23 protein-coding genes are annotated in these 23,472 nt (G+C 61.6%); 9 read left to right on the top strand and 14 right to left on the bottom strand.

Annotation, left to right across the window (positions count from 1 at the left end):
- The first annotated feature begins 29 nt into the window (after positions 1–29).
- The 3 genes from ACN9MW_RS10215 to ACN9MW_RS10205 all read left to right on the top strand — a co-directional run bounded on the left by ACN9MW_RS10215 (position 30) and on the right by ACN9MW_RS10205 (position 4,133).
- A complete protein-coding gene (locus ACN9MW_RS10215; RefSeq protein ID WP_426170450.1) occupies positions 30–2,069 on the top strand; it encodes a phospholipase D-like domain-containing protein in 2,040 nt (679 codons plus the stop codon).
- Positions 1,958–3,679: a tetratricopeptide repeat protein gene (locus tag ACN9MW_RS10210; RefSeq protein ID WP_426170449.1), complete on the top strand. Its 1,722-nt coding sequence runs from the start codon at positions 1,958–1,960 to the stop codon at positions 3,677–3,679. The genes ACN9MW_RS10215 and ACN9MW_RS10210 overlap by 112 nt, the downstream gene beginning before the upstream one ends.
- Before the next feature lie 175 nt (positions 3,680–3,854).
- Positions 3,855–4,133, top strand: coding sequence for a PAAR domain-containing protein (locus ACN9MW_RS10205; RefSeq protein ID WP_426170448.1), 279 nt, complete (start codon positions 3,855–3,857; stop codon positions 4,131–4,133).
- A gap of 8 nt (positions 4,134–4,141) precedes the next feature.
- Here the strand turns inward: ACN9MW_RS10205 and ACN9MW_RS10200 are convergent, their stop codons facing one another.
- On the bottom strand, positions 4,142–4,744 hold the full coding sequence (locus tag ACN9MW_RS10200) for an energy transducer TonB (RefSeq protein ID WP_426170447.1): 603 nt from the start codon (positions 4,742–4,744) through the stop codon (positions 4,142–4,144).
- A gap of 1 nt (position 4,745) precedes the next feature.
- Positions 4,746–5,672, bottom strand: coding sequence for a histone deacetylase family protein (locus tag ACN9MW_RS10195; RefSeq protein ID WP_426170446.1), 927 nt, complete (start codon positions 5,670–5,672; stop codon positions 4,746–4,748).
- A gap of 73 nt (positions 5,673–5,745) precedes the next feature.
- Between ACN9MW_RS10195 and ACN9MW_RS10190 the strand changes: the two genes are divergently transcribed.
- The 5 genes from ACN9MW_RS10190 (at position 5,746) to ACN9MW_RS10170 (ending at position 11,354) form a co-directional block, all read left to right on the top strand.
- Positions 5,746–6,666: an AAA family ATPase gene (locus ACN9MW_RS10190; protein ID WP_426170445.1), complete on the top strand. Its 921-nt coding sequence runs from the start codon at positions 5,746–5,748 to the stop codon at positions 6,664–6,666.
- A 49-nt stretch (positions 6,667–6,715) separates the two neighbouring features.
- Positions 6,716–7,651 (top strand): DUF58 domain-containing protein, encoded by a 936-nt coding sequence (locus ACN9MW_RS10185; protein ID WP_426170444.1) that lies wholly within the window; start codon positions 6,716–6,718, stop codon positions 7,649–7,651.
- Positions 7,648–9,663, top strand: coding sequence for a transglutaminase TgpA family protein (locus tag ACN9MW_RS10180; RefSeq protein WP_426170443.1), 2,016 nt, complete (start codon positions 7,648–7,650; stop codon positions 9,661–9,663). Before ACN9MW_RS10185 ends, ACN9MW_RS10180 begins: the two co-directional genes overlap by 4 nt.
- Positions 9,654–10,766, top strand: a complete 1,113-nt coding sequence (gene mltB, locus ACN9MW_RS10175; RefSeq protein WP_426170442.1) for a lytic murein transglycosylase B — start codon at positions 9,654–9,656, stop codon at positions 10,764–10,766. Before ACN9MW_RS10180 ends, mltB begins: the two co-directional genes overlap by 10 nt.
- A 246-nt stretch (positions 10,767–11,012) precedes the next feature.
- Positions 11,013–11,354 (top strand): hypothetical protein, encoded by a 342-nt coding sequence (locus ACN9MW_RS10170; protein ID WP_426170441.1) that lies wholly within the window; start codon positions 11,013–11,015, stop codon positions 11,352–11,354.
- 51 nt (positions 11,355–11,405) lie between these two features.
- On the opposite strand, the gene cysM is transcribed toward ACN9MW_RS10170, so the two are convergent.
- Both cysM and ACN9MW_RS10160 read right to left on the bottom strand, forming a co-directional pair.
- Positions 11,406–12,308: a cysteine synthase CysM gene (gene cysM, locus ACN9MW_RS10165; protein WP_426170440.1), complete on the bottom strand. Its 903-nt coding sequence runs from the start codon at positions 12,306–12,308 to the stop codon at positions 11,406–11,408.
- A 23-nt stretch (positions 12,309–12,331) separates the two neighbouring features.
- The gene (locus tag ACN9MW_RS10160) at positions 12,332–12,892 is read right to left on the bottom strand and encodes a GNAT family N-acetyltransferase (protein ID WP_426170438.1); all 561 of its coding nucleotides are present in this window, start codon (positions 12,890–12,892) and stop codon (positions 12,332–12,334) included.
- A 64-nt stretch (positions 12,893–12,956) separates the two neighbouring features.
- Between ACN9MW_RS10160 and ACN9MW_RS10155 the strand changes: the two genes are divergently transcribed.
- Positions 12,957–14,669, top strand: a complete 1,713-nt coding sequence (locus ACN9MW_RS10155) for an FAD-dependent oxidoreductase (RefSeq protein WP_426170437.1) — start codon at positions 12,957–12,959, stop codon at positions 14,667–14,669.
- Here the strand turns inward: ACN9MW_RS10155 and ACN9MW_RS10150 are convergent.
- From ACN9MW_RS10150 to rpsA, 10 genes are all read right to left on the bottom strand, one after another.
- Positions 14,656–15,402, bottom strand: coding sequence for a LytR/AlgR family response regulator transcription factor (locus ACN9MW_RS10150; protein WP_426170436.1), 747 nt, complete (start codon positions 15,400–15,402; stop codon positions 14,656–14,658). The genes ACN9MW_RS10155 and ACN9MW_RS10150 overlap by 14 nt on opposite strands.
- Positions 15,399–16,442: a sensor histidine kinase gene (locus tag ACN9MW_RS10145; protein ID WP_426170435.1), complete on the bottom strand. Its 1,044-nt coding sequence runs from the start codon at positions 16,440–16,442 to the stop codon at positions 15,399–15,401. The genes ACN9MW_RS10150 and ACN9MW_RS10145 overlap by 4 nt, the downstream gene beginning before the upstream one ends.
- Before the next feature lies 1 nt (position 16,443).
- Complete coding sequence (locus ACN9MW_RS10140; RefSeq protein ID WP_426170434.1) at positions 16,444–17,022, bottom strand: transcriptional regulator; 579 nt, start codon at positions 17,020–17,022, stop codon at positions 16,444–16,446.
- 143 nt (positions 17,023–17,165) lie between these two features.
- A complete protein-coding gene (locus tag ACN9MW_RS10135) occupies positions 17,166–17,471 on the bottom strand; it encodes a ComEA family DNA-binding protein (protein WP_426170433.1) in 306 nt (101 codons plus the stop codon).
- A gap of 100 nt (positions 17,472–17,571) precedes the next feature.
- Positions 17,572–18,540, bottom strand: coding sequence for an OmpA family protein (locus tag ACN9MW_RS10130; RefSeq protein ID WP_426170431.1), 969 nt, complete (start codon positions 18,538–18,540; stop codon positions 17,572–17,574).
- A gap of 169 nt (positions 18,541–18,709) precedes the next feature.
- Positions 18,710–19,642, bottom strand: a complete 933-nt coding sequence (rfaE1, locus tag ACN9MW_RS10125; RefSeq protein WP_426170429.1) for a D-glycero-beta-D-manno-heptose-7-phosphate kinase — start codon at positions 19,640–19,642, stop codon at positions 18,710–18,712.
- A 48-nt stretch (positions 19,643–19,690) separates the two neighbouring features.
- On the bottom strand, positions 19,691–20,866 hold the full coding sequence (gene lapB, locus ACN9MW_RS10120; RefSeq protein ID WP_426170427.1) for a lipopolysaccharide assembly protein LapB: 1,176 nt from the start codon (positions 20,864–20,866) through the stop codon (positions 19,691–19,693).
- A gap of 7 nt (positions 20,867–20,873) precedes the next feature.
- Positions 20,874–21,179 carry a LapA family protein gene (locus ACN9MW_RS10115; protein ID WP_426170425.1) on the bottom strand — a complete coding sequence of 102 codons (306 nt, stop codon included), beginning with the start codon at positions 21,177–21,179 and terminating at the stop codon, positions 20,874–20,876.
- A gap of 251 nt (positions 21,180–21,430) precedes the next feature.
- Positions 21,431–21,736, bottom strand: a complete 306-nt coding sequence (locus tag ACN9MW_RS10110; protein WP_028100433.1) for an integration host factor subunit beta — start codon at positions 21,734–21,736, stop codon at positions 21,431–21,433.
- 16 nt (positions 21,737–21,752) lie between these two features.
- Positions 21,753–23,429: a 30S ribosomal protein S1 gene (gene rpsA / locus ACN9MW_RS10105; protein ID WP_426170423.1), complete on the bottom strand. Its 1,677-nt coding sequence runs from the start codon at positions 23,427–23,429 to the stop codon at positions 21,753–21,755.
- Positions 23,430–23,472: the final 43 nt, after the last annotated feature.

Here is a 23,472-nt window from a genome sequence, read left to right as displayed (position 1 = left end):
ACCATCTGACAGAGTAATTCAAGCAATTCATGACCGATCCGATCAAACGAACTGAAACCTCGCACATTTGCGAAACAAACCGCACCGCCAATGGTTCAGTGCAATGGTTTGCCGAAAATCGCAACAAAAAAGGCGCGGCAAGCCATCCGATCACGCACAACAATCAACTTAAGTTGTTCATCTGCGGCCAGGAAGGGTTCGCCGACATCGCAGCAGAAATCGCAGCCGCCCAACAGAGCATCGACCTGGTGTGCTGGGGCTTCGACCCCGGCATGGAACTGGTGCGCACGGGGAAAACCTGGCCACGAGGACCTACCTACGGCGACCTGCTAATCGCGGCGGCCAAACGTGGCGTCACAGTTCGTCTGCTAATTTGGCACGACACCATTGGAAGTTGGCTGCAAAAAAACATGCCGGGCTATTCACACGATAATGATCCCTGGACCGATGACCGGGTCGACAGGGAACACTTTAGCGCTGCAAATAGCCTGGCGCGGCGCCAGGCTGCGCAGAAGGACCCCGGCTTCTTCAGCAGACTCAAGCAGGAGAACATTCACTCCGATGCTCGCACCGAATATTGCTGCAGCTGGTACAAGGCGGCGATGCATGGCTTGCTGGGCCTGATTAAAGTTCGGGTCCGTACAGGAGATGCGAGTGCCATCAACTCCGCCCTTGGCATGGAAAGGCTGAAACCCGGCAGGCTGCGCGATGGCGAAGTCGAACGTGCGCTCCTGGTGCACGGCGGCACCCACCACCAGAAACCGATCCTGATCGATTACGCCCACAATGAGGGGGCGAAAGCCGTCGGATACGTTATGGGCCTCAACTCCGTCACCGACTACTGGTGTACCACGGCACACTTGCTGGAAGACTCTCGCCGCGAATGTGGGGGCGAGAAAGAAGCCGAGGAGGCCGTGCAACTTAGCGCTGCCGACGGCACTGCAATAGTTAATCCTGACCAAGGCTTTGCCACGCTAAAGCCCTACCAGGACTACGCATGCCGAGTTGAAGGCGCTGCCTTGCACTGCCTTTACAAGAATTTTGTCACTGCTTGGGATCGCGCCGTTGACGACCGAACGCGCGCAGCGGAACGCGCCTGCACGAGCTGGCAAGATGGCTGCAGTGCCCCGCCCGCCCGCTTGGCGCGCCCGGCACGGCCCGACGATTCTACCGTCCAGATCGTACGCACCCAACCCGAAGAAAATGGTGACATGACGATCAAAGAGGTCTATTTCCAGGCCACCGACATCGCCGCCCTCGGCGGTGGCTATTTGTATATGGAGAACCAGTATTTTCAGTACGAAGACTGGTCGCGCCGGCTGATCGAAAAGCGCAAAAGCGTGGTCGCATCCTGGAACCGGGCTCGCGCAAAAGCCGGCAAAAGCATGGAAGAAATGCCCCTCATGCATGTATTCATCGTCATCCCGACTCCAGAACGCGCGCAGATGGTTCCCCGCACCTACGACACCCTTGCCGTACTCGGTCAACAAGATGGCATGACCGGTCAAGGCAAGCTGATCAAAGACGCCAATGAAAACCCAAAACGCCATATCGTAGTCACCCGTGCCGGCGCCCGCGACATAGGCCCGGCCCCGCCGCCTGAAGTGGTGCAGTATGCGAATACAATCAGCAAGCCTAGTCTGAAAATGTTGGAAGATCAATTCGGCCTAAAGGTGAGCACTGCCATGTTACAAACAAGCGGCGTCGACAAAGGTCATTGGCGCTATCGCGAAATCTATATCCATTCAAAGCTGCTGTTAGTTGACGACAGTTTCTTCACGTTGGGCAGCGCCAACTTGAACCAGCGCAGCATGGCGGTCGACAGCGAGATCAATATCGCGAGCGACGACCCGCGACACGCGACGGAACTGAGGCAGCGTATATTCAAGATGCATAGCGGTGGACTGATCAGCGGTGGAACCGGCTCTGTCGCGGATATTGGCGACGCATTTGACAAATGGGAAAAGTTAATGCAAATGAATCGACGAATGAAAAAAGACCGGAAGGGCATGACCGGCTTCTTACTACCTTTGACAGACAATCGCAGTTCAACCACTCGATATGGCTAGATATGCGACATTTAAATGACCTTCGAAGTTTATTGCCACGTGCCGCAATAGCTGCCTTTTTTTGCTTACCCCTAACTGCCTGCAAAATGACCAATGACAGTCATCCTCTAGACGAAGAACTACCACTGTTCAACCCACACCGCCCTGATTTCAATTGCACTGTCGAAGCTGACAAAGTTCCGTCAATCGATGCACAGGCAGACGCATGGTTTTTAGAAGCCCAAGCGCTAGAGGATCCATCCATCTATGTAGATGACCGAGACTACAAGACAATTGTTACGCTGACGCGGCAAGCAGCCGAGCGGCATCACTGGAAGGCCATGCTCAATCTGGCCAGTCTTTACTTGGAGAATCGCGATCCGTCTCATAATGCGCAAGACGCGGTCAAGCTTGTAAAAGACGCCATGCGACTCGGCATTCCTGCAGCCTACGACCGCATGGGTACGTTTTATCTGAATGCGACAGGAGTCAATGGTGACGCGACCAAGGCGTACGCCTACCTCCAGCGCGCAGCCGAGATGGGCAATCCTCAAGCAATGACCTTCTTGGGTGAAAAAATAAGTGCAACTTGGGATAACCCTGCCGAGGGATTCTGGGCAAATTATCCAGTCGCGATAAAGATGCTGGAATGCGCATTTGGCCAAGGCCACGGACAAGCAGCTTATGAATTGCACTATCTGTACGCAAAAACCCGAGCTCCAGACGGCAAAGTCATCGGTGATGGCACGCCCGAGGAGAAAGCACGCGCGCTTAAAACCTTGCATGAGGGTGTCAAGCTTGGATGTGTAAATTGTGCCAGGGATTTGTCGGTCGAATTCAAGCAACAACAGAACAAAGCAGACGCAATCGCCCCTTATATCGATATATCCCGAGCGGAGCGCTACAGGACGCTCAGTAGGGCGTTGAGCTTTAATTCCAATCGACGGTTCCCCAACCTCGACAAGATTTTGCCACTGCCTCCGGCTAAACTCCCTCCTTGGGACGGCAAGAAAGAATCCTTGCTGAAAGCTGCGATGGGTGTGAATCCACCACCAGTTGCACCACCACCAAGCGCAGCGGCCCAACTCAAAGGCCGACACTTCGTGGCTGCCGAATTCACGCTGCGCAAGTCTGAAGTCAAGGCCCCAGCAGTGCTGGCGCCCGCTCCGGCCTACTGGCAACCTACCGCGCCAGGTCAGGATGCCACGATCCAGGCAGCGCTGGCAGCTATCCCGCCAGGCCTGTACTTGCAGGACGAGCCCTTCGAACGCTTCTATCAGCCAAATGGTGGCGGGCGTTTGATCAGCGACGTGGTATGGGAACGTTGGGACATCATCCGCCACGACCACTCTTCGGTCGCACCACGCGCGGCAAGCGGACTTACGCGTACCGCCCCGCTTCCTCTTGCCCAATCAGCCGCAGCCAAGGATCTTTGTCCTGCCACCGGCACATGGCAACCGTGGGTGCACCCAGATCACGCTTTGAGTAGCATCGTCAATCAGTCTTGGCGACAGGCATGGCTCACAGCAGGCCAGCCTTTCCCGCAAGCGGACAAAGACTGGCTGCTAGACCTGCCAGCAACGGATTTGACGTGGCACCTAATGGATGCTGCCGATGCGCAGGTCAGCTAAATTGACCCACATTGAAATCACCTTGTCGCACCGAATGCATGGCTACCCTCCGGCGGCCTACGCTCATCTGACAAAATATCTCTCCCAATGCCGCTGAACAAGCTATGCAGCGATCACGTCACGTCCCGAGCAATGCGGTCCGGGAAAAGCGTTCTGTTCTCCTCGAAAGGGAAGTATGTCTTTAGTAATCATCACTGTGGGCGACAAAACCAGCCATGACGGCAAAGTCATTAGTGGTTCGCCTGATCACGACATCGCCGGCAAGGCCATTGCACGGCTAGGCGACGCAGTCGATTGTCCGGACCACTACCCGGGCGGCAAGCCACACGGGATCAACAAGATCATCACCGCCCACGAGTCACTGACAGTCGGCGGAATTCCCGTAGCGGTGGAAGGTTGCGAAACTGAGTGCGGATGCAAGCTGATTGGCAGCTCCAACGCCTCGGTCGGCTGATAGCACGATTACTTCAGCAGCACCCTGCCAAACGAGGTATCGGTGCGCTCGCCGCTGGCGCCAGGTGCAATGCCGAAGCGGCAGCCGGCGACGTAGGCAACTGCGTCACGCACCACCTGTGGGGCATAGCGCCCCGGTTCGGGAATGATATTGCGCGGCACACCGTCGGAACCGACCAGGAAGCGTACCTTGACGCCGGCGCGAAGTTCCGCCTGCTGGTCGAAGTTGGCGTAGCCGGCGATGTGGGGCTCCGCCTTGCAGCTCCCCGGGATCAGAACCGGCCGCAATGGCGCCGGGCCTTCCAGCGTCCACGCATACTGCAGCGGGAACACCGTGCCTTCGCGCGCCGCCAGCAGGCCGGGCTTGAAGCGGCAGCGCGCCAGGCCCGCCAGCGCCGCCTGGTCCAGGATGCTCCAGCCGCTGCCCTGCTTCACATGCGCATTGCGCACGGCGCCGTCGGGCCCGACCTGGAACTGCAGCGTGGTGGTGCCTTCGATTTCGTAGCGCACGGCTTCGCGCGGCCACTCGGGCACGGTGCAACTGGCCGGGGTGGCCAGCGACTCATAGGGGAAAGCGCTGGCACCGGCCAGCGCGAGCAGCAGCGACAGCATGTCAGATCTCGGCCAGGGCCTTTACGTGGGCCACCACGCTGCGGCCCAGGGCCGACAGGTTGTAGCCGCCTTCCAGGCAGCTCACGATGCGGCCTTGCGCGTGCTGGCGCGCGACCTCCATCACTTGCTGCGTCATCCAGGCGTAATCGGCTTCCACCAGGCCCATGCCGCCCAGGTCGTCCTCGCGGTGGGCATCGAAGCCGGCGGAGATGAAGATCATCTGCGGCTTGAACGCGTGCAGCGCCGGCAGCCACTTTTCCTGCACCAGCGCGCGCACCGTGTCGCCCTTGGAACCGGCCGGCACCGGCACGTTGACGCGGTTCGGCGTCTCCGGCAGCACTTCGCAATACGGATAGAAGGGATGCTGGAAGAAGCTCACCATCAGCGCGCGCGGCTCGTCGAGCAGCGCTTCTTCGGTGCCGTTGCCGTGATGGACATCGAAATCGACCACCGCCACGCGCTCCAGGCCGCGCACGTCGAGCGCATGCTTGACGGCGATTGCCACATTGTTGAACAGGCAGAAGCCCATCGGCTCGGTCGGCCGCGCGTGGTGGCCCGGCGGGCGCACGGCGCAGAAGGCATTGTCGATTTCGCCGTCAATCACGGCATCGGTGGCCGCAATCGCGGCGCCGGCCGCGCGCCGCGCCGAGTTCCAGCTATGCGCGTTGAGCGAAGTGTCGCCATCGATCGGGTAGTAGTCGCCGGCAGCCGGCAGGTGGTCGCGCACGAGGGCGATGGCGTTGGCAGTGTGGTTGCGTGCGATGGAAGCTTCCTCGGCCAGCGGGGCTTCGCGGTGTTCCAGCAGGTCGTCGATGTGGGCGTTGATCAACTGGTCGGCAATGGCTTGCAGGCGCGCCGGGCATTCTGGATGCCAATCGCCCATTTCGTGGCGCCGGCAGTCGGGATGGCTGTAAATTGCTGTGCTCATGAATCGCGTTCTCGCATAGAATGCGACTAATCTACCACGCGGCGGCAGGTCCACCAAAACACGTACCAAAACCATGTATACCAAATTACACGCCGTAGCACGCCAGGTTGGCCAGGTCATCGTCGGCAAGGAATTGCAAGTGCGCCAGTCCCTGACCTGCCTGCTGGCCGGCGGCCACCTCTTATTGGAAGACTTGCCCGGCGTCGGCAAGACCACGTTGTCGCACGCCCTGGCGCTGTCGCTGGGCCTGCAGTTCAACCGCATCCAGTTCACCAGCGACCTGCTGCCGGCCGACGTGGCCGGCATTTCGATCTATGAACGCGAGCTGAATGCTTTCAGCTTCCATCCAGGCCCGATCTTCACGCAAGTGCTGCTGGCCGACGAAATCAACCGCGCCACGCCGAAGACCCAGTCCGGCCTGCTGGAGGCGATGGAAGAGCGCCAGGTTTCGGCCGATGGCGTGACCCGTCCCCTGCCCGAACCGTTCTTCGTGATCGCGACGCAGAACCCGACCCACCAGGTCGGCACTTTCCCCCTGCCGGAATCGCAGCTGGACCGCTTCCTGATGTGCATTTCGCTCGGCTACCCCGACGCTGCCGCCGAACGCGCGCTGCTGATGGGCGAAGACCGCCGCCGGATGCTCAAGCACCTGGCGCCGGCCATGACGCCGGCCGAACTCTTTGCAGCACAGCAGTCGCTGCGCCAGATCCATGCCTCGCCGGCCCTGATCGACTACGTCCAGGCGCTGGCGCAGGCTTCGCGCCAGAGCGGCTTCTTTGCCGAAGGCCTGAGCCCGCGCGCCGCGCTGGCCCTGCTGCAGGCGGCGCGTGCCTGGGCCGCGCTGGAAGGCCGCGACCACGTCATGCCGGAAGACGTGCAAGCCGTGCTGGTGCCGGTCTGCGCGCACCGCCTGCGCCCGCTCAAGTCTTCGCACGGCACCGCGATGGCCAGCCGCGACCTGGTGCTGCAGCTGCAGAAATCCGTACCTGTTTAAGTCCATGTTTGCTGCAACGCAGAGATGGCTCAGGGGCTGGATCTTCCAGTTGAAGGAAAGGGAACCGGGCGAGGTGCAGTTGGTGATGCGCCGCGTGTTCATCCTGCCGACCAGGCCCGGCCTGGCTTTTATCGGCCTGCTGCTGATCATGCTGATCGGCTCCATCAACTACACCCTTGGCCTGGGCTTCGTGCTGACCTTCTTCACCGGGTCCTGCGCCATCGTCGACATGTACATGACGGCCAAGAACCTGGCCTTCCTGCACTTGTCGCCGGGCCGTGCCCAGCCGGTGTTTGCCGGCGCCGAGGCCCAGTTCGAACTGCTGGTGCGTAACGCCACGCCGCGCGACCGCTACGCGATCTGGCTTGGTTTCCAGGAAGACGGCGAACCGCGCCAGTCGATCGATGTCGCGTCGAAAGGCAGCGCGGCGATCGTGCTGTCGCGCCCCACCACCGAACGCGGCTGGCTGGCGGCGCCGCGCGTGCGCCTGTTCACCCGCTTCCCGCTTGGCCTGTTCGGCGCCTGGTCGTACTGGCAACCGGACCTGAAAGTACTGGTCTATCCGCAGCCGGAAGTGGCGCCGCCGCCGTTGCCGACCACCGGCGCTGCACGCGAGGACGGCCACGGCACCGTGGGCCTGGATAATTTCTCCGGCATCCGCAACTACCAGCCGGGCGACCCGATGCGCCACCTGGCCTGGCGCCAGATTGCGCGCCTGCACCCGGCCGATGGGGGCAACCTGGTCAGCAAGCATTTCGAAGGAGGCGCCGTATCCGACCTGCTGCTGGACCTCAACGCGCTGCCGCCGCAGCTCGATATTGAACTACGCTTGTCACGCCTGACCGCCTGGGTGCTGGAAGCGGAGCGGCGCGCCCTGCCCTACGCCCTTACCGTTGGCCACCGCCAGATCGCGCAAGGCCTGGGCGAGGCGCATTGCGCCGACTGCCTGCGCGTGCTCGCCTTATATGGCAAGGAGGGTGCATGATTGCGCGCCTGACCGGCATGGCCAACCGCCTCACACGCGACAAAGCCGACACCCTGTTGCTGCTACTGGCTGCCGTGATGGTTCTGCTGCCGCACTTCGGCCACCTGCCGCTGTGGACCTCGGCTGCGGTCTGCCTGACCCTGGCCTGGCGCGGCGCCATCACGCTGCGCGGCAGCCGCCTGCCGCCCATGTGGCTGCTGCTGCCGGTCTCGCTGCTGGCCATGGCTGGCGTCTACCTGACCTTCCGCTCCTTGCTGGGACGCGAACCGGGCGTCACCATGCTGGCCCTGCTGTTGACCTTCAAGCTGCTGGAAATGCATGCTCGGCGCGACCTGTTCGTGGTGATCTTCCTTTGCTTCTTCCTGCTGCTGACCAACTTCTTCTACTCGCAATCGATTCTCACGGCGCTGGCGATGATTGCCACGATCATCGTGTTGCTGTCGGCGCAGATTACCTTCCAGTTCACCGGCGCCGTGCCACCGCTGGCCGCACGCCTGAAGCTGGCCGGACGCATTTTTCTCATCGCCGCGCCACTGGGCATGCTGCTGTTTGTCGGATTCCCGCGCATCCAGGGGCCGTTGTGGGGCTTGCCGGGCGATGCGGCGGGCAAGAGCGGCATGTCGGATACCATGTCGCCCGGCTCGATGAGCAGCCTGGCGCTGTCAGAAGAGGTGGCATTCCGCGCCAGCTTCAAGGGCGCCGCACCGCCGAAAGCACTGCTGTACTGGCGCGGCCCGGTGATGAGCAACTACGACGGCCGCACCTGGAACCGCATCGCCCAGGCGCTGCTTCCAAGCGCCCAGTTGCGCCTTTCCAGGCAACTGGCCTGGAAAGGGCCGTCCTATCCCTACGAGGTGACGCTGGAGCCGGGCCGCCGCCAGTTCCTGTTCATGCTGGAACTGAGCGAACCGGGCGCCAGGACCAGCGATGGCGATACGTTCTATACCGGCGAGCTGGAACAACTGGTGCGGGCCAGCAGCGACAAGCGCCTGCGCTACAGTTCCGTGGCGCATCCGAATTACCTCGCGCAACCCGACCTGGAGCCGCAGGCGCTGAGGCGCTGGCTGCAGCTTCCCAAAGGCTACAACCCGCGCACGCTGCGCTATGCGGCGCAGATCCAGGCCCTGCGCGCCGAACTCGGCGACGAAGCCGCCATTGCTGCCGTGCTGGACATGTTCCGTAAAGGCTTCGAATACACGCTGGAGCCGGGCCGCCTGGGCCGCGATGAAATCGACGAATTCCTGTTCGATACCCGCAAGGGCTTCTGCGAACACTATTCCAGCGCCTTCGTCTACGTGATGCGGGCGGCCGGCCTGCCGGCCCGGGTGGTGACCGGTTACCAGGGCGGCGAACTCAATCCGGTCGATGGCTACTATACGGTGCGCCAGTCCGATGCGCACGCCTGGAGCGAAGTCTGGCTGGGCCCCCAGCGCGGCTGGACACGCATCGACCCGACTGCCGCAGTGGCGCCGGAACGCATCCGCACCAGCCTGGCGCAAACCTTGCCGCAAGCAGCGCCTTTCGGCTTGCAAGGCCTGGCCGACTTGGCGCGCGACCAGGATTCCTGGCTGGCGCAGATGCGTTTTGGCATCAGCGCGATGAATAATGCTTGGAATCAATGGATCCTCGACTACAATCCAAACAGGCAGCAAGATTTCCTCAGAGAACTAGCCACCGCCTTTGGCGACTGGCGCCTGCTTGCGGCATTGGCCCTGTGCGCCGGGCTGTGGCTGATGATCAAAAACCGCCGCAGCGAAAGCGCGCGCGACCCCGTCGATGCTGCTTACCTCGCCTTCTGCCGCCAGCTGGCGCGGCATGGCGTGCACAAGGCGCCGGACGAAGGCCCGCTGGGCCTGGCCCAACGCGTGCGGCAGCTGAACCTGCCCCGCGAGAAAATAGCGGCCATGACAGGATTCCTGGAGCTGTACGGCGCGCTCAAATATGGCGCACCGGTGGCGCAAAACGATAACCCGGTCGCACGACTGAACAGTTTGCTGAAGCAATGCCGATGACTTTTTTAAAGAAATTCCCCACCACTATGCTGGCCCTGGCTTGCCTTGGCCTGGCACTGGCGCCGGTAGCCGACGCCGCCATCCACAAGCCGGCCAAGGTCAAGAAGGCGCCAAAGAAACCGGCCATTGACTACAGCGGCGAGTTCGTCAACTTCGGCCAATGGAAGGACGTGCAGCAGTTCATGGGCGACCTGGAACTGAAGCATGGCGTGCCGATCGCCGAATCCGAAAAGCTGTTTCTCGAATTGCGCTATATCGACGCCGCGGTGCAGCTGGTGAAACCGGCGCCGCCGGGCAAGCCGAAAAACTGGCAAGCCTACAGCAGCCGCTTCATCGAACCCAAGCGCATCAATGCGGGCGTCGAGTTCTGGAGCGCCAACCGCGACACACTGGCACGGGCCGAGGCGCTGTATGGCGTGCCGGCCGAAATCATCGTCGGCATCATCGGCGTGGAAACCATCTACGGCCGCGACATGGGCAAGTTCCGCGTGCTCGACGTACTGGCCACCCTGGCCTTCTCCTACCCGCTGACGCCGAACCGCGAAGCGCGCATGGAATTCTTCCGCGGCGAACTGGAAGCAGCCATTGTTTCGGCGCGCCAGACCGGCATCGACCCGCTATCGCTGACCGGTTCCTACGCCGGCGCGGTCGGCATGCCGCAATTCATGCCGAGCAATATCTACAAGCTGGGTGTGGACTTCGATGGCGACGGCAAGGTCGACCTGCGCAATTCGCCAGCCGACGCGATCGGCAGCGTGGCCAATTTCCTGATTGCTCATGGCTGGAAGCGCGACGACCCGGCGCGGCTGGCCTATCCGGCAACCGTGTCGCCCGAACGCGGCTGGGAAAAATACCTGGGCACCGGACTGGAAGCCCAATATAGCGGCGCCGACCTGCTGGCCTCGGGCGTGCACCCGGACGCCGACCTGCCGCCGGGCCTGTACGGCCTGGTTGACCTGCAAAACGGCCCAGAACCGACCGAGTACTGGGTTGGCAGCAATAATTTCTTTTCTATCACCAAGTACAACCGAAGTTATTTCTATGCCATGTCGGTAGTCGAACTTGGGCGCGCCGTAAAGCTTTCAATGAAAGAAACTTTGTAACTGCGTGTAACTTGTGTGAAATACAAGAGTAGAGAATTACCCTAACACAAAAATTCAGGTAGAATTCTCTCAGAATGTTGCGATAGGACAACGCGTTTCGAGAGCAATATACTATTTTTTGTTGCACGCCAGTACTGCTGACCGCACTGTTGTACAATTGTGTATATATTATGAAACTTGTTAAACAGGAATCCGTCGCAGGACGTGGGTCGTTAGCAGGACAACTTTAGAGAAGGAACAGAAGACATGACCAACCAAGTCGGTAATGATATGAACAACGAGTCGGAAGGCGATGATCTGCTGCAGTACAATCCGAACCGTCTGCTCGACACCCTGATCGAAAACCTGCGCCTGAAGAACGATGCGGCCCTGTCGCGCGCTCTGGAAGTGGCGCCGCCTGTGATCTCCAAGATCCGCCACCACCGCCTGCCGGTTGGCGCATCGCTGCTGATCCGCATGCACGAGGTTTCCGACCTGAGCATCCGTGACCTGCGCTACCTGATGGGCGACCGCCGCAATAAGTTCCGCATCAGCGACAAGCAGTTCAAGCCGAAAGAAGGCGCCGGCGGCTCGAAAAACGAGGGCTGATTCCAGCCCTGGTTGACCCTCCCCGCCCGGGGAGGGTGAGCGGCCCTATGCTCAGGCTGGGAACACCCCGGTCGACAGATAGCGGTCGCCACGATCGCAGACGATGAACACGATCGTCGCGTTTTCCACTTGCTGCGAAATGCGCAGCGCAATCTCACAGGCACCCGCTGCCGAAATCCCGCAGAAGATACCCTCTTCAGCAGCCAGCCGGCGCGCCATGCGTTCCGCCGCGGCCTGCGACACGTATTCCACCTGGTCCACGCGCGCCTTGTCGTAAATCTTCGGCAGGTAGGCTTCCGGCCATTTGCGGATGCCCGGGATCGATGAACCTTCTTCAGGCTGGGCGCCGATGATGCGGATGTTCCCGTTCTGTTCCTTCAGGTATTGCGACACGCCCATGATGGTGCCGGTGGTTCCCATGGCGGACACGAAGTGCGTCACGCGGCCTTCGGTATCGCGCCAGATCTCAGGACCGGTGCCTTCGTAGTGGGCACGCGGGTTGTCGCCGTTGGCAAACTGGTCGAGGATGATGCCCTTGCCATCCTTTTGCATCTGCTCGGCCAGGTCGCGCGCGTATTCCATGCCGCCGGTTTTCGGCGTCAGGATGATGTTGGCGCCATAGGCGGCCATGCTCATGCGGCGCTCTTCGCTCAGGTTTTCCGGCATCAGCAAGATCATTTTGTAACCGCTGATGGCAGCAGCCATGGCCAGCGCAATGCCGGTGTTGCCGCTGGTTGCTTCGATCAGGGTATCGCCCGGCTTGATCTGCCCGCGCTCTTCGGCCCGGCGCAGCATCGACATGGCAGCGCGGTCCTTCACCGAGCCGGCCGGGTTGTCGCCTTCCAGCTTGCCGAGGATGATATTGCCGCGTGCGGCCGCTTCCGCGCCGGGGATGCGCACCAGCTGCACCAGCGGCGTGTTGCCGATGGTATCGGCGATTGTTTTGTATGCCATGGTTCCTGCTATGAATTGTTCTGTCAAACGCCCATTCTATCCGCTCCAGCGGCGAGCTGCAGGGACATGAAGACATAGCCCAGGCTCTCGCCGTCGATCCGGAACAAATCGGGAATCTCGCCCGTCTGCACGAAGCCGCAGCGGCGATACAGGGCCCTGGCCGGCTGGTTGCCCGCCAAAACCTCCAGGTCGACCCATTCCAGCCCCTGGCCATGCGCCCAGTTGGCAGCCGCTTCCACCAGCGCCGTGCCAAGGCCGCTGCGCCGTGCAGCGCGGTGCACGCCCATGCCCAGCAAGCAGCGGTGGCGTGCCGCCGGCTCTGGGCGCGAACGCAGGTCGATATGGCCCATGATTTCTCCATCGCGCAGCGCGACCCAGACCCGGCGCCAGCCTTGCTGGCCAAAACTGGCCTGCAGGCCGGTGCTGAAGCCATTCACCTTTTCCGGCGGGAAGCCGGCGCTGGTGCGCGACATGGGCTGGAACAGGGGAGCGCCATCGCGGCCGTTATCGAGCAGGTGGTCGTTGAGGTAGCGGAAGAAGGCGGCCAATTCTTCTGGATGCAGCGGCCGGATGGTAAAGGTCATGACAAATCATAGCAGGCCGGGGTAATTGAATTAAACTACCCGGATAACACAGGAGCCCTACCCCATGAGCGACACCGAAGTCATATCCATGCCCTCCACGCTGGAGAGCCGCCGGCACCAGGTCAACCCGGTGCTGACCGAGCAGGAAATCAAGCGCCTGCACCGATTCGGCACGGTGCGCCAGTATGCGCGCGGCGTGCGCATCCTCGAAGCGGGCCACACCTGCTTCGGCCTGATCATCGGGCTGAAAGGCACGATCACGATCTGCAAATACGACGGCCTTGGCAATTCCGAATTCCTGACCGAGCATGGTCCCGGCGAATTCACCGCCGAGGTATCGCAGCTGTCCGGCCGCCCTTCCCTGGTCAATGCGACCGCCAAGGACGATGTCGAAGTGCTGGAAGTATCGCCGGAAAACCTGCGCGCGCTGGTGATCGCGGAAGCGGAACTGGGCGAGCGCATCGTGCGCGCCCTGATCCTGCGCCGCGTCGGCCTGCTGGAAAAGGAAGGCGGCGGCCTGGTGCTGGTTTCCCCGACCGGCAATGCGGCCCTGTTCCACCTGCGCAGCTTCCTGAGCAGTAACGGCTACCCTTACCGCATCCTCGATCCGAAAGACGACGAGCAGGCGCGCGCGCTGTGCGAGTACTACGCGCCGGGCCCGGACGACTGGCCGCTGGTGGTGTGCCCGGACGGTGTGGTGAAGAAGAACCCGAGCAATGCGGAAGTAGGCTATTGCATCGGCCTGCTGCCGGACATCGATACCGAAAAACTGTGGGACGTGGTGGTGGTCGGCGCCGGCCCTGCCGGCCTGGCGACTTCCGTCTACGCCGGTTCGGAAGGCTTGTCCGTGCTGGCACTGGAGCAGCGCGCCTTTGGCGGCCAGGCCGCCGCCAGCGCGCGCATTGAAAACTACCTGGGCTTCCCGACCGGCATATCCGGCGGCGCCCTGGCCGGCCGCGCCTTCGTGCAAGCGCAGAAGTTCGGCGTCGAAGTTGCCATTCCCGCGCCAGCCACTCGCCTGCTGTGCGACAGTTGGCCGCTGCGCGTCGAGATCGCCGGCGGGCAGGTGGTGCGCGCCAAGACCGTGGTGCTGGCCAGCGGCGCGCGCTACAAGCGCCCTGCCCTCGACAATATCGGCGAATTCGAAGGCCGCGGCATCTATTTCTGGGCCTCGCCGATCGAAGGCAAGCTATGCAAGTCGGAGGAAGTGGTGCTGGTGGGCGGCGGCAACTCGGCCGGCCAGGCGGCAGTATTCCTGTCCAGCTTCGCCTCCAAGGTGCATATGGTGATCCGCGGCGACGGCCTGAAGGCCACCATGTCGACCTACCTGATCGATCGCATCAAGGCCACGCCGAATATCGAACTGCACACGCATACCGAGATCGTGGCGCTGGAAGGCAATGACGACGGGCTGTCGCGCGTGACCTTCCGCTGCAAGGACACCGGCGAAGTCGATAGCTGCGACGTATGCCGCCTGTTCCTGTTCATCGGCGCCGACCCGAACACGGCATGGCTGGCAGACTGCGGCGTGGAGGTCGATGCGCAGGGCTTCATCCGCACCGGCTTCGACGCCATCAAGGACCAGTGCCGCGCCAAGATGACGCTGGCCGACGCGCCGCAGCGCGCGCCGCTGGAAACCAGCGTGCCCGGCGTGTTTGCCATCGGCGACGTGCGCTCCGGCTCCACCAAGCGCGTGGCAGCCGGCGTCGGCGAGGGCGCGGCCGTGGTGTCGCAGATCCACGCTTTCCTGGCCAACCTGCCTGTCACATCGTCCTGAAGCGGTGCTGGAAGCGCTGGCTGACCGGCAGCCGCGCTCCATGCCCGCGCAAAGAAAGCCACATGGCGTTGTCGCCGTCGCGCACGGCGGCGGCAATGCGCTTCACGGCCACCACGTAGCTGCGGTGGACCTGCCAGAATCCCTCCCCTTCCAGCGTTTCGGCCAGTTCCTTGAGCGGAGTGCGGATGTGCGCCTCCAAGCCCTGCGCCACCACGCGCGTGTACTTGTCCTCCGCCACGAAGTACAGGATGTCGGACAGCGCGATGAAGTGCACCGCCTGCCCCACCGAAGCCTGGATCCATGACGGCGGCTGCACTGGAGCGGCGCTTGCCGCGCGAACGCCGGCGATGCGGCGCAAGTCCGGCGGCGGCAGCAACACACGTTCGCGCAGCCGCTCGACAGTGCGAGCCAGCCGCGCCGCATCGACCGGCTTCAGCAAATAGTCATGCGCCCCCTGCTCGAAGGCGGCCAGTGCGTGTTCGTTGTACGCGGTGACGAATACGACGTGCGTGCGTGAGCCGAAGGTGGCCGCAAGCTGCAGCCCATCCAGCCCCGGCATGCGGATATCAAGGAAAGCCACGTCGGGCGCCAGCTCGCGTGCCAGCCGCAACGCCTCGAAACCATCCGCCGCATCGGGCAGCAGCTGCGCTTCGGGCCACAGTGCAGCCAGCAGTTCGCGCAACTCGGCGCGCAGCAGCGGTTCATCGTCAGCGATCAGGATGCGCGGTTTCATGCAGCGCCCCCGACCGGCAACAACAGTTCCGCCTCGGTGGCGCCATCGCCTGCCTGGCGCAGTTCGAACGCGGCCTGGCCGCCGTATAGCGCTTGCAACCTTTCGCGGACGTTGCGCAGTCCAACTCCGCTGCCCAGCAGCTGCGCGCCTTGTTCGCGCTGCAAACCAGCCCCATCGTCGCGCACGATGATGCCCAACCGGCCATCGCCCCGGAGTCCAGCTGCCACGCTTACGCAAACGGCGCCCGGTTTCGGCTCCACTCCGTGCTGCACCGCGTTCTCCACCAATGACATCAGCATCATCGGCGGCACCGGCAGATCGCCCAGCCCTTGCGGGCAATCGATGCTGGTGGCCAGGCGCGTGCCGAAACGGATCTCCATCAGTGCCAGGTAATGGCCCGCCAGTTCGCACTCCCGGGCCAGCGTGGACGACGATGTGCGCATGTCGGGCAAGGCCGTGCGCAAATAGGCGATCAGGTGGTCCAGCATGTCCACCGCACGTTCCGGCGCATGGCGCGCCAGGTAGCGCGTATTGGCCAGCGTGTTGTACAGGAAATGCGGCTCAACCTGCGCCTGGAGGGACCTCAACTCCGCCTGCAAGGCTGCGCGCTGCAACTCCGAAATTTCCAGGGCACGCGCCTGGCGATGGGCATATATTAGCGGGACCGTCAGCACGATGGTTCCGAAAGCCAGCGCACTCCCCAGCATTTGCAAGGGCGACAGCGCCAGCAGCAGGAAGTAGCTTGTCCCCTTGGCGTAAGCCTGCATCGCTGCCACGGCAGCGATTAGTTGCAATAGTGGCTGGGCAGCCCAGCACCAGGTCCAGCCAGCCTTTGACGGCAGCAGCCATCGCAGCGCCAGCGCACCGGCCAGCACGATCGCTGCATCGAGCAAGAGCGCGCCGAACAAGGCAAGCCGGTCGTAAGAGCCAGCAAACACGGCGCAGCCGGCCACCAGCAAAAATATGCAGGCACTGGAAGCGCCTTCCCGCAGGCTCACGGATAAGAGGGCGCGCAAGGCGGCCATGGGTCCGTTCTGCATATTACAAGCTTGGATTGGTGTGCTGGGCACGCCAGTATTCGCGCGGCGGCATTTTATCGACCGGCACGCTCTTGTCCACCACTTCCATTTTGAGGTCATCGATCCACACCGTGCCGCCGCCGACGCCATTCACGCCAAATAAGACAACGTCCGCGTTTTCAGCGACATCAAGCGTCACACTGCGCAGCTGCCAATCAGCACTGCCCTTGATTGGCTTATCCTGGCTATTGTAGAAACCATCCGTCTCGCCGTTTTCCAGGTCCACCCGCATCCACAGGCCACTCCAGGCACCGATGCTGTCGGCACGCACCTGCGCAGAAAAACGCACGCGCTTGCCGCGATACTTGTCGGCAGCGATGGTCTGCATCAGCGTTGCCCATGCTTTGCGATCATCTGTTTTCGCGCGCAGGAACTTCGCAAAGCTGCCCCGGCGGAAGCCATTGGGGTCGGCGCCTATTTCATACAGGTCCGGGTTTTCACCGGCGAGGTACCAGCTCTTGTCTAGGCTTGCGGTGGGCTGGGCTAATGCAAGCAAAGAAACAGAGGCGACTGCGGCGAGGAATACAACGTGGGGTTTCATGGGGCGTTAGTTTCTCATGGCATGACGACATTGTCATGTCCATAACTGTGCCCCATGCCGCTGGCGCCAGGGGAAGCATGCGATGAACGCCTCCCCGTCCCGATCAATGGCGCTGCCTGCGGATTAACGCGGCGAGCCCTGGCTTATTTGCGCGCAGTCTCCTTGCGCGGCGCCGCGCCTTCGCGCGATTTGCCGTTGACCATCAGGCCAGCTTCCGACAGCTTGATGGCGTTTTTCTCGCCGATGCCTTTGACGCGCTGTTCCAGGTCGGCCCAATCCTTGAACTCCCCTTTTGCGCGTTCCGCCATGATGGCCTTGGACTTGGCCGGGCCAATGCCCTTGACGCTATCCAGTGCGGCCTGGTCGGCCTTGTTGACGTCAACCTGGGCGAATGCCATGCCCATGCAAGCGACCAGCGTAGCGACGGCGAGCAGCAGTTTCCTGATCATGATTGCCTCCATAAAGTGGACACGAGAAGACCTCGTTTCGCCACAACGCAGCCCGCGCCGCCCGGCTGACACAGGCCGCGCGCGGTTTGAGGCAGATCAATCAACGCACGACTAATTCCACACGACGGTTCTTTGCCCGCCCTTCATCACTGGCGTTGCTGGCCACCGGCGCCATGTTGGCAACGCCGCGCGGCATCAAGCGGCTGGCCTGAATGCCGTATTTGCCTGCCAGCGCATCGGCTACGGCCTGGGCGCGCTTCTGCGACAGCGCCATGTTGGCTTCGAACTCGCCCTGGTCGTCGGTATGGCCGACGATGAAAACTTTCATCCTGGGCTGCGCCTGCAGGGCCTTGGCCATCTGCTCCAGTTGTTCGCTCGATTGCTCACGGATCACGGCCTTGTTGGTGTCGAAGGTCACGCCATACAGCGCCACCTTGCCGTCGCGCTGCAAGCCTTCCTGGATGGCGCGCGTGTCAACGGTGACCTTGCCGCCCTCCATCACGGTGGGTTCGACGATCTGCACGAACTGGCGCACGCGCTGGAAGTCGGTGTACTCGGACAGTGCGACCATGACATAGGTGTTTCCACCGGGCCCCGGCTTGGCAGCGCTCACCAGATGGAAGCCCGGCTGGTTGGCGCTATTAAAGGTGCTGCTGACATAAGCGTCGAACGATTTCCAGTTCACTTCGCGCGGAAGCTCCTGGACCAGGTTCTGCACCTTGGCCTTTTCGCACTGGTCGGTCTCGCAGGCGTAAAGGACCTTGAAGCCGGCGGCAGTCAGCGCCTGCTGGTAGTTGCGATGGATTTCCAGCGGACTGCGGCCTTTCGGGCCCCAGTAATAGCGGTTGGCAGTCTTGCCTTCCACCTTTTTCAGTACCGGCTTGCCGGCTTCGGTATCGACGACCTTAACCTGGCCCAGGTTCGTGCCGCCGACCATATAAAGCATCGAACCTTCATATCGGTGCACCAGCGGATGGTCGCTGCCGCCCGCGATGTCTTTATTGAAGTTCGGCTGCGCGTTCGCTTGCAGCGACGCGGCAGCCAGCAGGGAAAGGATGATCGGGCGCATGGCGATTTGGGAAGAGTGAGCGGATTGCCAATATAACAAAGATCCCTCCCCTCCCGCGCCGGTAATCTCACGCGGCAATTACCATAAAAGTCGGGGTCAGGTCTGGCAATCCGCCACAAAAGGCACGAATGTGCCTTTTGTGGCGGATTGCCAGACCTGACCCCGACTTTTATACGAATAGCTCGTCGCGGGTGACGGTGGCGGTGCCGAGCTTGCCGACGACGATGCCGCCGGCGCGGTTGGCGGTCTCGACGGCTTCTTGCCAGCCGGCGCCGGAGCCGAGCATGGCGGCCATGGTGGCGATCACGGTGTCGCCTGCGCCGGAGACGTCGAACACTTCGCGGGCGCTGGCGTGGACGTTGAAAATGCCTTCGTCGGTGAACAGGGTCATGCCCTCTTCCGATCGGGTCAGCAGCAACGCGTCCAGCGACAATTCTGCGCGCAGGTTCTGTGCCTTGGTGACCAGCTGTTCTTCGCTGTTCCAGGAGCCGACGATGCGCTTCAGTTCCGATTTGTTCGGGGTCAGTACGGTGGCGCCTTTGTATGGCGAGAAGTCGTCGCCTTTCGGGTCTACCATGACGATCTTGCCGGCTGCGCGTGCGGTGGCGATCATTTCCGCCACGTCGACCAGCCCGCCCTTGTTGTAGTCGGACAGCACGATCACGTCGTATTCCGGCAGCAGGGTCTTGAACTGCACCAGCTTGTTGCGCAAGACGGCGTCGCTTGGCGGCTCTTCGAAGTCGATGCGCACCATCTGCTGCTGGCGGCCGATCACGCGCAACTTGATAATGGTGGAGATGGCGTTGTCGTGCTTCAGGTAGCTGTGGATGCCGCCGCTTTGCAGCAGCTGCTCCACTTCCGATCCTGCCTCGTCGGCGCCGACGATGCCCAGCAGGCCGGCGTGTGCGCCCAAGGCTGCGGCATTGCGTGCGACGTTGGCGGCGCCGCCCAGGCGGGCTTCGCGGCGTTCGATGCGCACCACGGGTACCGGGGCTTCCGGCGAAATGCGGCTGACGTCGCCGAACCAGTAACGGTCCAGCATGACGTCGCCTGCGACCAGGATGCGTACTTTGTCGAGTGCGGGCGCTTTTTTAGTGGTCATTTTTGAAAACCGGTAAACCGGTGTCTGACCCGCAGGGTCAGGCACCTATTAATTCATCACGTTGAGTTCTTCGGTGCGGCGCGGCGGGTAGGAATCCCAGCGGCTGCATCCCGGGCAGTGCCAGTAGAACTGGCGGGCTTTGAAGCCGCAGTGGCTGCACTGGTAGCGGGCCAGCTTTTGCGTGTAGCCGTGCACCAGGTTCTTGACCATCGACAGCTCGGACAGCACGGAGGCCGGCGCGTCCATCATGCGCGCTTCCAGCAGCTTGTCGAGGCCGAGCAGGGTCGGCGTGCGGCGCAGTTCGTCGAGCACCACTTGCTTGGCGGCGTCCACGCCTTCCAGTTCGATGACGGCCTTGAACACTACTTCCAGCAGGTCAATCGAGGATGCTTGTTCCAGGTAGGACTTCAGCAGGCTGACACCTTCCTGCGGGCGGCCCACCTTGCGGTAGCCGTCCATCAGGCGCGTTGCGACCAGCGCGGTATGCGGCACGGATTGCTGCTCGACGCGGCGCCAGGTGACCAGCGCGGCTTCGGTGTCGCCTTTCGCCAGCTGCGCGTCGCCGCACAGGATGGTGGCGCGCACGCTGCTGCGGTCGGCCTGCAGGGCTTGTTCCAGCAGGCTTTCCGCTTCTTCGGGCTTCATGTGCACCAGTGCGTCCTGCGCCAGTTCACAGTAGAACTGCGATATTTCCTTCTGGCGCGAGCCGGCACCGGACTCCTGCAGCGCAAGCGCGGCTTCGATGGCGCGCTTCCATTCCTTTTCGCGCTGGTAGATTTCCAGCAGCGCCTTGCGGCCTTGCACGGCGTAGGAAGTGTCCAGCAGGCGGGTATAGGTTTCTTCGGCGCGGTCCAGCAGACCGGCTTTCAGGTAATCCTGGCCCAGCTCATATTCGGCATGGGCGCGCTGCTCGGCCGGCAGGTCTGGGCGCGACAGCAGGTTCTGGTGCACGCGGATGGCGCGCTCCGTTTCGCCGCGGCGGCGGAACAGGTTGCCCAGTGCGAAGTGCATGTCGGCGGTTTCGGGATCGAGCTTGACGATCTCGATGAACGAATCGATGGCCTTGTCCGGCTGGTCGTTCAACAGATGGTTCAGGCCTCGGAAATAACCGCGCGGCAGCGTGCGCGATTCGGATACCACGGCGCGGATATCGACGCGTGCGGCGATCCAGCCAAGGGCAAACATGGCTGGGATGCCCAGCAGCCACCAGAGTTCAAAATCCATATTTATCTTAGCGCTGGGGGTTGATGCTGTCCGGCAGCGGGCGCTCGTTTACTTGCATGGCCGCGGTCTGCAGGGATTGGATGGTGGATTTCTGCTTGTTCGATTCGCGGCGCTGGCGGAACAAGGTAGGAGTCAGCGCAAGGATGCACAGGGCGGCGCCGGCCACGAAGAAGGCCAGCAGCATCAGCACCAGTGGGCCGCGCAGCTCGTAATTCAGGAACAGGTGCAGGTCGACTTCCTGCGTGTTTTTTAACGCAAAACCAAAGAACAGGACAAACAGGACAACGCCGAAGGCGGTGGAAATAAATTTCATTCTTGGTTCCTATCTTTAAAACCGGTAAACCAGGGTCTGACCCGCAGGGTCAGACCCTGTCTGCTCGACGGCCGTTGGTGTTGGTTCTGAGCTTTTGACTTTCGAAAAAGATCAAAGGCCTCGAAACCAAACCCGCGGCTTCGAAACCGTTGAGGGTCTGACCCTGCGGGTCAGACCCTGGTTTACCGGTTCTAAACAACAAAAAAAAGGGCAGGCAAATGCCCGCCCCTTCATTCTACTGTGCCAGAGACTCAGTCCTCAATGATCGGTTGCCCGACCATCGCATCGACCCGCTCGCGCAGCTGCTTGCCCGGCTTGAAGTGCGGCACCCGTTTTTCAGGGACCATCACCTTGTCGCCGGACTTGGGATTGCGCCCAATGCGTGGCGGCCGCGAATTCAGGGCAAAGCTGCCAAAACCACGGATCTCGATGCGCTGGCCGTCGGCCAAAGCGTTGGTCATCGCATCGAGGATGGTCTTGACGGCATACTCCGCATCTTTGGCCACCAGCTGGGAGTAACGCTCAGCCAGTCGGTTGATCAATTCGGACTTAGTCATCTAAGTGCTCGGTAGATTAGTTCTTGTTGTCGAACTTGGCTTTCAGCAGCGCGCCCAGGCTGGTGGTGCCGGATGCGGCGCTGGAATCAGCAGCCATCTTCGACATCACTTCAGCGGTTTCTGCGTTGTCCTTAGCTTTGATCGACAGCTGGATCGAACGTGCCTTGCGATCGATGTTGATCACCAGGGCTTCCACGGAATCACCAACCTTCAGGTGGGTGCCGGCATCTTCCACGCGGTCGCGGGAGATTTCGGAAGCGCGCAGGTAGCCTTCAACTTCGTCGGACAGGGCGATCACGGCGCCTTTTGGCTCAACCGACTTAACGGTACCGGTCACCAGGGAGCCCTTGTCGTTCATGGCTGCGAAGTTGTTGAATGGATCGCCTTCCAGCTGCTTGACGCCCAGGGAAACGCGCTCACGCTCAACGTCGATTGCCAGAACCACGGCTTCCAGTTCGTCACCTTTCTTGAACTTGCGTACGGCTTCTTCGCCGGACTCGGTCCAGGACAGGTCGGACAGGTGCACCAGGCCGTCGATGTTGCCTGGCAGGCCGATGAACACGCCGAAGTCGGTGATCGACTTGATGGCGCCCTTGACCTTATCGCCCTTCTTGTGGGTCATGCCGAAGTCGTCCCAAGGATTGGCCTTGCACTGCTTCATGCCCAGGGAGATACGACGACGCTCTTCGTCGATTTCCAGGACCATGACTTCAACTTCGTCGCCCAGTTGAACGACCTTGTTTGGAGCCACGTTCTTGTTGGTCCAGTCCATTTCGGACACGTGAACCAGGCCTTCGATGCCCTGTTCAACTTCGACGAACGCACCGTAGTCGGTCAGGTTGGTGACTTTACCGAACAGGCGGGTGCCTTGTGGGTAACGACGGGACAGACCGGTCCAAGGATCGTCGCCCAGTTGCTTCACGCCCAGGGACACACGGTTCTTCTCTTGATCGTACTTCAGGACCTTGGCGGTGATCTCTTGACCAACGGTCAGGACTTCCGAAGGGTGACGCACGCGGCGCCATGCCAGGTCGGTGATGTGCAGCAGGCCGTCGATGCCGCCCAGGTCAACGAACGCACCGTAGTCGGTGATGTTCTTGACGACGCCGGTCACCACGGTGCCTTCTTTCAGGGTTTCCATCAGCTTCTGACGCTCTTCGCCCATCGAAGCTTCGATGACGGCGCGGCGGGACAGAACCACGTTGTTACGTTTGCGGTCCAGTTTGATAACCTTGAATTCGAGGGTCTTGCCTTCGAATGGGGTGGTGTCTTTAACTGGACGGGTGTCTACCAGCGAACCTGGCAGGAAAGCGCGGATGCCGTTGGTCAGAACGGTCAGGCCGCCTTTGACTTTGCCATTGACGGTACCAACGACGATTTCGCCGGATTCCATTGCTTTTTCCAGTGCCAGCCACGATGCCAGGCGCTTGGCCTTGTCACGCGACAGGATGGTATCGCCGAAACCATTTTCCAGCGATTCGATGGCCACGGAAACGAAGTCGCCTACTTTGACTTCCAGTTCGCCTTGGTCATTCTTGAATTCTTCAACAGGAATGAAAGCTTCCGATTTCAGGCCTGCGTTAACGATCACAAAGTTGTGGTCCAGACGCACGACTTCAGCGGAGATCACTTCGCCAGAGCGCATGTCTTGACGCGACAGGGACTCTTCGAAGAGGGCTGCAAAACTTTCCATTATTTATTTCCAGGTTAGCCAGTAAGGCCCGCACTATGCGGCT

The sequence above is a fragment of the Pseudoduganella sp. R-34 genome (genome assembly GCF_049904655.1).
Lineage (GTDB): Bacteria > Pseudomonadota > Gammaproteobacteria > Burkholderiales > Burkholderiaceae_D > Rugamonas.
Note: the sequence above shows the minus strand (reverse complement) of the source record. Positions and strands in the feature narration are given on the sequence as shown.